Source organism: Nocardia wallacei (assembly GCF_029869545.1).
GTDB lineage: Bacteria > Actinomycetota > Actinomycetes > Mycobacteriales > Mycobacteriaceae > Nocardia > Nocardia wallacei_A.
This window is the reverse complement of record NZ_JARWQD010000075.1, coordinates 1-7937: the sequence shown is the minus strand read 5'-3', so window position 1 is coordinate 7937 and position 7937 is coordinate 1. Positions and strand designations below refer to the sequence as shown.

Annotated in this window: 7 protein-coding genes; 5 read left to right on the top strand and 2 right to left on the bottom strand. The window is 66.1% G+C overall.

Features of this window, described 5'->3' with window-relative positions:
* Positions 1 to 590 precede the first annotated feature (590 nt).
* On the top strand, positions 591 to 1988 hold the full coding sequence (gene ltrA / locus QH290_RS04980) for a group II intron reverse transcriptase/maturase (protein WP_280382097.1): 1398 nt from the start codon (positions 591 to 593) through the stop codon (positions 1986 to 1988).
* Between the two features lie 165 nt (positions 1989 to 2153).
* Here ltrA and QH290_RS04975 read toward each other — a convergent pair whose 3' ends face one another.
* Positions 2154 to 2822: a TetR/AcrR family transcriptional regulator gene (locus tag QH290_RS04975; RefSeq protein WP_280382096.1), complete on the bottom strand. Its 669-nt coding sequence runs from the start codon at positions 2820 to 2822 to the stop codon at positions 2154 to 2156.
* A gap of 86 nt (positions 2823 to 2908) precedes the next feature.
* Between QH290_RS04975 and QH290_RS04970 the strand changes: the two genes are divergently transcribed.
* Positions 2909 to 3664 (top strand): SIR2 family NAD-dependent protein deacylase, encoded by a 756-nt coding sequence (locus tag QH290_RS04970; RefSeq protein ID WP_280382095.1) that lies wholly within the window; start codon positions 2909 to 2911, stop codon positions 3662 to 3664.
* A gap of 48 nt (positions 3665 to 3712) precedes the next feature.
* Here QH290_RS04970 and QH290_RS04965 read toward each other — a convergent pair whose 3' ends face one another.
* Entirely contained in the window at positions 3713 to 4465 is a 753-nt protein-coding gene (locus QH290_RS04965) for a DUF427 domain-containing protein (protein WP_280265665.1), read from the bottom strand.
* 151 nt (positions 4466 to 4616) lie between these two features.
* On the opposite strand from QH290_RS04965, the gene QH290_RS04960 reads away from it, so the two are divergent.
* From QH290_RS04960 to QH290_RS04950, 3 genes are all read left to right on the top strand, one after another.
* Positions 4617 to 6011 carry an amino acid permease gene (locus QH290_RS04960; protein WP_280265666.1) on the top strand — a complete coding sequence of 465 codons (1395 nt, stop codon included), beginning with the start codon at positions 4617 to 4619 and terminating at the stop codon, positions 6009 to 6011.
* Positions 6012 to 6091: 80 nt separating this feature from the next.
* Positions 6092 to 6277 (top strand): AlbA family DNA-binding domain-containing protein, encoded by a 186-nt coding sequence (locus QH290_RS04955; RefSeq protein WP_280265667.1) that lies wholly within the window; start codon positions 6092 to 6094, stop codon positions 6275 to 6277.
* A gap of 120 nt (positions 6278 to 6397) precedes the next feature.
* On the top strand, positions 6398 to 7588 hold the full coding sequence (locus QH290_RS04950) for a DNA glycosylase AlkZ-like family protein (protein ID WP_280382094.1): 1191 nt from the start codon (positions 6398 to 6400) through the stop codon (positions 7586 to 7588).
* Positions 7589 to 7937 lie beyond the last annotated feature (349 nt).

Here is a 7937-nt window from a genome sequence, read left to right as displayed (position 1 = left end):
TGTGTGTCCAGAAGGGTTGGTGGTTGGTTATGTGAATGGCTGACGGCTGATTCGTAAGCTCGTCGTCGCTTGCCGGTGGAAGTCCGGTCCGGGTAGCTGTCAGGAGGCCCGGTAGCAGGCTGGCGGTATCGCTTGGAAACGGGCGGTGTCGAAGCCCAGCGTCGAGCACCCTCGTGTGTGGGGTGTGCAACCGAACGGTCCGTAACGTGAAGTGAAGCCTGCCGCGTCGTTAGATCACTCACCCGGTGACGGGTGGGGCGAGGGAGTGCCGAGCCTGGAAGGAATGGGCGAAGGCCTTGGAAGCGGTGAAGACCCTGAAAATGCAGCCGTGAAGGACTCTCCGGCGTAAGGGGCGCGGAACGTTCGGATAGTGACGGCGGGAACTGGAGAGGCCCTCCCCGGCCCACCCGACTGCGTGTATCGGGTGGAGTGCGGCGACCTATAACCGGTGAGGAGCCGGGAAGTGGAAGTCTGCCGGAAGGGCGTCGGAGGTGGCCGTAGTACCGATCGAGCCGAGCGGACAACATAACCGCCGGTGAGGGAAGGGCCACTGCTTCGTCGATGCGTGCTGATGACAGGAGAGGTGCCCGGTGAGTGCCCTTGAGTTGGCTAGTCCCGCCGACGCCGGAACCGTTGCCGCAGGCAGGGTTTCGGTGGACAAGGTGCGTGCCCTGCAACACATGCTTTACCGGACGGCCAAGGCCGATCCCGGACGACGGTTTCATGCGCTGTGGGACAAGGTCTTGCGCAGAGATGTCCTGTGGCGAGGCTGGGTCGCGGTGCGCGCCAATGGTGGCGCGCCGGGCGTCGACCGGGCCACCCTGGGCTGGATCGAACACGAGTACGGCGCTGACCGGCTCGTGGACGAGCTGGCTCGCGAACTGCGGGACGGGTCGTATCGGCCGCTTCCAGCGCGTCGGGTGTTCATCCCGAAGCCGGGAACGAAAGACAGGCGGCCGCTGTCGATTCCCGCGGTGCGTGACCGGATCGTGCAGGCCGCGGTCAAGATCGTGCTCGAGCCGATCTTCGAAGCGGGGTTCGCCGACTGTAGTTTCGGGTTCCGCCCGAAACGGTCGCCGCACGACGCTCTGCAAGTTCTCACCGATGAGAGCTTCCGGGGTCGCCGGTGGGTGGTGGAAACCGATATCGCCGACTGCTTTTCGGCGATTCCGCACGACCGCCTCATGGCGGCCGTGCAGGAGCGGGTGGTCGATCAGACGGTGCTGAAGCTGCTGCGGAGTGTGCTGCGGGCGGGAGTGATGGAGTCCGGGATGGTTCGCCACCCGGACACCGGAACCGCGCAAGGCGGGGTGATCAGTCCCTTGATGTGCAACGTGTACCTGCACCGGCTCGATCGGGCTTGGGACACACGCGAATTCGGGGTGCTGGTGCGTTTCGCCGATGACCTGCTGGTGATGTGCAGGTCCCGGCAACAGGCCGAAGCCGCGCTTGCGCGGTTGCGGGTGTTGCTGGCCGAACTCGGTCTGGCACCGAAGGAAGCCAAGACTCGCATCGTCGAATTGCGTGAGGGCGGAGAGGGTTTCGACTTTCTCGGTTTTCACCATCGGCTGGTGCGGTCGCGGGGCGTGCGCGGACGGCGGGGCGTGGTGTTCCTGGCTCGCTGGCCCAGTGATCGGGCGATGCGACGTGCGCGGGACCGGATCCGTGAGTTGACGGTCCGGTCCAGGCTGCTGGTGCCGGTCGAGGTGACCGTGGCGGAACTGAACAGGTTTCTGCGTGGCTGGGCGGGATATTTCCGCTACGGCCACTCCACGATTCGCCTCGAAAAGCTTCAGCGGCATGCGTACAGGCGGCTCGCACTGTTCATCGGGAAACGACATAAACGCAGTGCTGGCTTCGGCAAGGCGGTCATCAATCGTTCCCCCGACCGGTGCGGGCTGTTGAGCCTGAAGGGAATCGTGGTTGCACCCAGGGCGGGCAAGCCCTGGCGGGAGAAGCCGAATGCCGGTGGTGAACGGCGTCGGTAAGCCGTGTGCGGGAGAACCGCACGCACGGTTTGAAGTGGCGGGAGCTGGAGAGGCCACTGCCTGACCAGGGACACCAGGGGACGCACAACCGACCGGGAAACCGGCGGCACGAAGGCCCTGGGTCCTACCGTCAGAGATCATTTGCTACTCCAGTTCCCGACCCAACTATTGATCATCCTCGCGTTGCCTGCTGTAGGCCAGCGCGATATGGGCGAACAGATCGGCCCGCCGCTCGCGCGCGACGGCGCTGTCCGGTTCGATCAGGCACTGGGTGGCCGTGCCGTCGTGCACCGCGACCAGGGCGCGGCCCAGCGCCACCGGATCGTTGACCGTGCGCCCCGCGCGGCCCAGCAGCTCCTCCAGCACCGGCAGCAGCGCCGCGACGATCGCCTCCTCGCGGGCGGCCATCACCCGGCGCAGCGGGGGATTGCGCAGGGCGTGCGCGGTGAACTCGAAGGTGATGCGAAACCACTTCTCGTCCAACGGAACCGCGCGCAAGACCTGCTCGACCCCGGCTCGGACATCGGTCACCCGACCGGCGTCGTCGTCGAGGACCGCGGTCACCTCGTGCAGCAACTGCTGCGACCGCTGTTCCCACATGGCCAGGAACAGCTCCTCGAGCGAGGTGAAGTTGGAGTAGAACGCGCCGCGCGTGAATCCCGCCCGCTCGCAGATCTGCTCGACGGTGCAGCGCCCGAACCCTTCGTCCGCGAACGCCTCGAAGGCCGCGTCCAGCAGCCGCTGCCGGGTCTGTGCCCGGCGCTTGGTCAGCCGCCGCCCGCGCTGTTCGGTGGTGCCCGCGCTCGGCGGCCCGGACTCGGTGGACGTCGACACCGGCGGGCCTCCCCTCGCTGATCGGATACATGAGCGTATCAAAATTGGGCGAGGCCCCGTAGGGATCACCACCTAACCTGGTTTCCATGACCACAGGGTGGCGACAGCGGACCGGCCCGATCGGCGTGCTCACCGGCGCGGGCATCTCCACCGACTCCGGCATTCCCGACTTCCGCGGCCCGCGCGGGGTGTGGACCGAGGACCCGATCGCGGAGCTGCTGTCCACGTATCAGAACTACGTCGCCGATCCCGAACTGCGGCAGCGGGCCTGGCTCGCCCGCCGCGACAATCCGGCCTGGCAGGCCCGGCCCAACGACGGGCACCGGGCCCTGGCGCGGCTCGCGCGGCGGCGCGATACCCGGATCATCACCCAGAACATCGATCGGCTGCATCAGCGGGCGGGTTCGCCGCCGGAATCGGTGGTGGAGATTCACGGCAACATGTTCGACGTGGTGTGTATCGGCTGCGACTACCACGCCACGATGGCCGCGACCCTGGAGCGCGTCGCCGCCGGGGAGGCGGATCCGCCGTGCCCGGCCTGCGGCGGCATCCTCAAGGCCGCGACCGTCATGTTCGGTCAGCAGATGGATCCCGATACCGTCTGGGCGGCAAGGGAAATCGCGCTGGACAGCGAGATCTTCCTGGCCGTCGGCAGCTCCCTACAGGTCGAACCGGCCGCCTCGATGTGCGCCCTCGCGGTCGAGAACGGCGCGGATCTGATCATCGTCAACGCCGAGCCCACGCCGTACGACGCACAGGCGACCGAGGTGATCTGCGACCCGATCGGCACCGTGCTGCCCGCGCTGGTCGACGAGCTGCTGGGGGATGCTCAGCGCCCGTAGCGTCCCTGCATTTCCGGCACGCTTTTGGCCGAAACGCGCGTGGCCGGGTCAGCCGAAGGGCGTCTTCGGCCGTTCCTGCTTCTCTCCGTCGATGAAGACGTCCACCTTCTCGTCGTAGAAGCAGACCAGCCCGGCGACCTTCTGGCTCTCCGGCAGCGGGGTCCGGTAGATCCAGACCAGGTCCGGATATTCGGCATCGCCGATGCGGACGTTGAAATACTCGGCCGTGCCCTTGTACGGGCAGCGGGTCCGCTTCGAGGAGGACGTCAGCAGGTCGGTCCGGACGTCGGTCATCGGCAGGTAATACCTTGGCGGCAAACCGGTTTCGAACAGGATGTGCGGTGCGCGGGACTCGGCGACGGTCTGCCCGGCGATGGCGATCCGCACGTGCCGGGAGCTGACCAGGACGTCGACGCGCGTGTAGGGATCGCGCGGGTGGACGTAGACCGGCTCGTCCTCCTCGAACCACTCGTCCATCAGGTCCCAGTCCAGCCGGACCAGATCCTGCAGCTCCGGAAGCGGGGAATCCGGATAGCGCACGGCCGCAGCGGATCTGGTGATGCCGTCGACCACCACGTCGTACTCCAGGCCCTCACCGCGGCTGGGGGAGTGGCGGGTGGACCCGGTCGGCTCGAGCTTGGCGCGCAGATCCGCGACGGGCAGGTAGTAGGTCGGGTAGTAGGGGCTCTCCCACACCAGCGTCGGCGCGGTGGTGTCGATCACCAGCCGCCCGTCGATGTAGGTCCGTACCCGCTTGTGGCTGCGCTCGGTCCGGACCCGCCCCCGTGTTGTTTCGGTCATATCTTTCGACGGTACTCCCGGACGGTGAACTTTCCAGGGCCCCACGACCCCGGACAACCGCGGGCAGCAGCCCCTGTCACCTGCGGTTTCCCGGTTCGGTGCGGGCTCGATAGGGTGGCACGGCAACATCCGGGCGAACAGAAGGTAACCAATGAACGAGACGAGCGCCGTGCGCGACGGCCTGCGCACCGGCCTGCGCCGTCGGCACATGACGATGCTCGCGATCGGCGGCGCGGTGGGGGCCGGGCTGTTCGTGGGCAGCGGCTCGGTGATCAAGACCGCGGGCCCGGCGGCGGTGCTGTCCTACACGGCGGCCGGGGTGCTGGTGCTGTGCGTGCTGCGGGCGCTGGGCGAGATGGTCGTGGCCCGGCCGGTGGCGGGATCGCTGGCCGAATATGCGCGAATCGCGTTGGGGCCCTTCGCCGGATTCACCGTCGGCTGGCTCTACTGGTACATGTACGTGATCCTGGTCGGCGCGGAGGCGACCGCGGGCGCGGCGATCCTGGCCGAGTGGATCGAGCTGCCGCAGTGGGTGCTCGCCGCCGCGCTGCTGCTCGTGATGACCGCGGTCAATCTGGTGTCGGTGCGCTCGTTCGGTGAATTCGAGTTCTGGTTCGCCTCCATCAAGGTCGCCGCGATCGTGGTGTTCCTGATCCTCGGCGTGCTCTACGTGCTGGGGCTGTGGCCGAACGGCCATGCGGGATTCGGCAATCTGACCGCGCACGGCGGATTCACGCCCAGCGGCTGGACCGGGGTGCTGTCGGCGATCGTCGTGGTGATCTTCGCCTTCGGCGGTACCGAGATCGTGACGCTGGCCGCGGCCGAGAGCGCCGAGCCCGGCAAGGCCGTGGCCCGGGCCACCAGCAACGTGCTGTGGCGGGTCGCGCTGTTCTACGTGGCGTCGATCCTGCTGGTGGTGACGATCCTGCCGTGGGACGATGCCAAGGTGCTGACCAGCCCGTTCGTCAGCGCGCTGGACACCATGGGCGTGCCCGCCGCGGGCACGGTCATGCAGGTGGTGATCCTGACCGCGGTGCTGTCGGTGCTGAATTCGGCGATCTACGTGTCCTCGCGCATGCTCTACGTGCTGACTCGCGACGGCGACGCCCCCGCCGGTCTGGTGCGGGTGAACCGCCGCGGGGTGCCCGCCCGCGCCGTGCTGCTGGGGACCGTCGCCGCCTGGTGCGCGGTGGTCGCGTCCTACGTCTCGCCGGATCGCGTGTTCACATTCCTGGTGAACTCGATCGGCGTGCTGCTGGCCTTCCTGTACCTGGCAGTGATGTTCTCCCAGTTGCGCTTACGCGCCCGCCTGCAACGCGAGGACCCCGCCGCCCTCACCTACCGCCTGTGGTTCCACCCCTACCTGAGCTGGCTGGTGATAACCGCCCTGGCCGCGGTCCTGGTCTCGGCCGCGATCATGCCCTCCATGCGCACCCAATTGATCTCCTCCACGGTCACACTCGTGGTGGTAGCGGCGATCTATCCGCTGCGCGCCAAGTTCGGCAAGACCCCGCCGATACGTGACGTGCAGGTGCTGACGCGCTGATAGCGGCCGTGATCCATATTTTTGATCAGTGACCTGATGTCAATGTCTATATGATTCAAAAATATGTATAAGCTGCACACATGGAGGTCGATAGGGTTCGTGCTCTGATCGAGCAAGGGGAAACTCTCACGACGGAGTTCAAGCGGGGCGTGGCGGGCAAGTTCAACGACACCGACCTGGTCGAGACGGTTGTGTGTATGGCGAACGGAGACGGCGGCGTACTTCTTGTCGGTGTCGAGGCGGTGTCTATCTGCGGCGGGCGCTGAAGATTGATGGGGCGCCGCAATGCCTGCCATTTCCGGCTTACGAGATGCTTGCGCATGAAATCGACAGAGGAGCATTGAATTTCGCATCGCTGCCTGCGCGCGAGGCGACCATGGGAGATCTTGACCCGGTGGAGTTCGACCGATTTCGTCGCATGGCTGCCGCGTCCGGCGCAGACTCGGTTGTCGCTAGCCTATGTCGAAGTCTGCCGCGCGCTCGGTGTTCTGCGACTCGCTGACGATGGTGTCGATCGGCCCACGCTGGGCGCTGTCCTCCTGTTCGGCAACGAGGTCGCGATAAGTCATCATATCCCGAACCATGAGGTCGCGTTTCAGCTGTTCAACGGGCTTGCGGTAGAGGTCAACAATTTCACCAGAAGCCCCTTGTTGAAGGCTGCGCAGGAGCTCTTCGATCGAGTGTCGTCGTGGAACCGTGACGAGGAGCTGCAACTCGGGCTGCTTCGGGTTTCGATCCCGACAGTTCCTCAGGTCGTTGCACGCGAGGTTATCGCGAACGCGCTGGTTCATCGTGATTACACGGCCGTAGGCCCGATTCGGCTCGCGATCAACGACGACAGCTTCGAGGTGACCAGCTCCGGAGGCTTTCCACCTGGTGTCCGATTGGACAACTTGTTGACGGTCTCGCAACCGCGAAGCCCAATACTGGCCGACGCATTTCGCCGTGCGGGAATCGTCGAGCGGAGCGGGCGCGGAGTCAGCTTGATGTTTGCCTCCTTGCTGCGACTTGGTCGAGACGCTCCCGATTACAGCCAATCGACGGATCGGCTGGTTCGTGCTGTGATCCCACTCGGGCACGCCGATGTCGCTCTGGCCCGGGTCATTCTTCAGCATGAGGAGACCACGGGTCGTCCGATGGGCCTGTTCGACCTGCAGGTTCTTCATGAGTTGCGTTCGCAGACAAAGCTTTCCGCAAACGAGATCGCGGAACAACTGCACAGGACGCAGGGAGAGACAAGGGCAGGCTTGAGCCGAATGATCGAAGCGGGCCTGGTGGAGCTGCGCGGCAGCGGCCGTGGCCGCATGTATCACCTGTCTGCTGCCGTCTATCGCGCGTTGGACAATCCGCCTGCTTATGTCCGCGTGCGCGGTACCGATCCCATACAGCAGGAGCGCATGGTCTTGCAATATGTGGATTCCTTCGGGTCGATAACTCGTGCCCAGGCAGCAGAACTTTGCATGATCACGTCGCAGCAAGCTAGCAGGCTGCTGCGAAGGATGACTGCTGAAGGCCACCTGACCCTCGAAGGCGAGCGAAAGGCGGCACGTTACGTTGCTCGGTCGAGTCGATCGTAATTGTTTTGGTGTGTGAGACGCAGGCGCGTGCCCTGGGTACTACTTGTTCACTCGCGCCCTGTGCGCTACATATCCACTCGCGGACCCGCCGTGCAATGTTCCCCGTCCTCACGGCCCGGGGGGCCGTGGGGACGGGGAATATGACGTTTCGCCGGAGTGGCGGGAATATGACGTTCCGCCGGAGTGGCAGCGAGCACTCAGTTGTCGGGCGCCGCATTTCTCTCCCGCGGTCGCACAGTATTTCCCGTCCAGCCCGGCCCGAGGGGGGGGGGGGGGGGGGGGGGGGGCGGGGGGGGGGGGGTGGGGGGCGGAGCGGGGGGGGGGGGGGGGGGGGGGGGGGGGGGGGGGG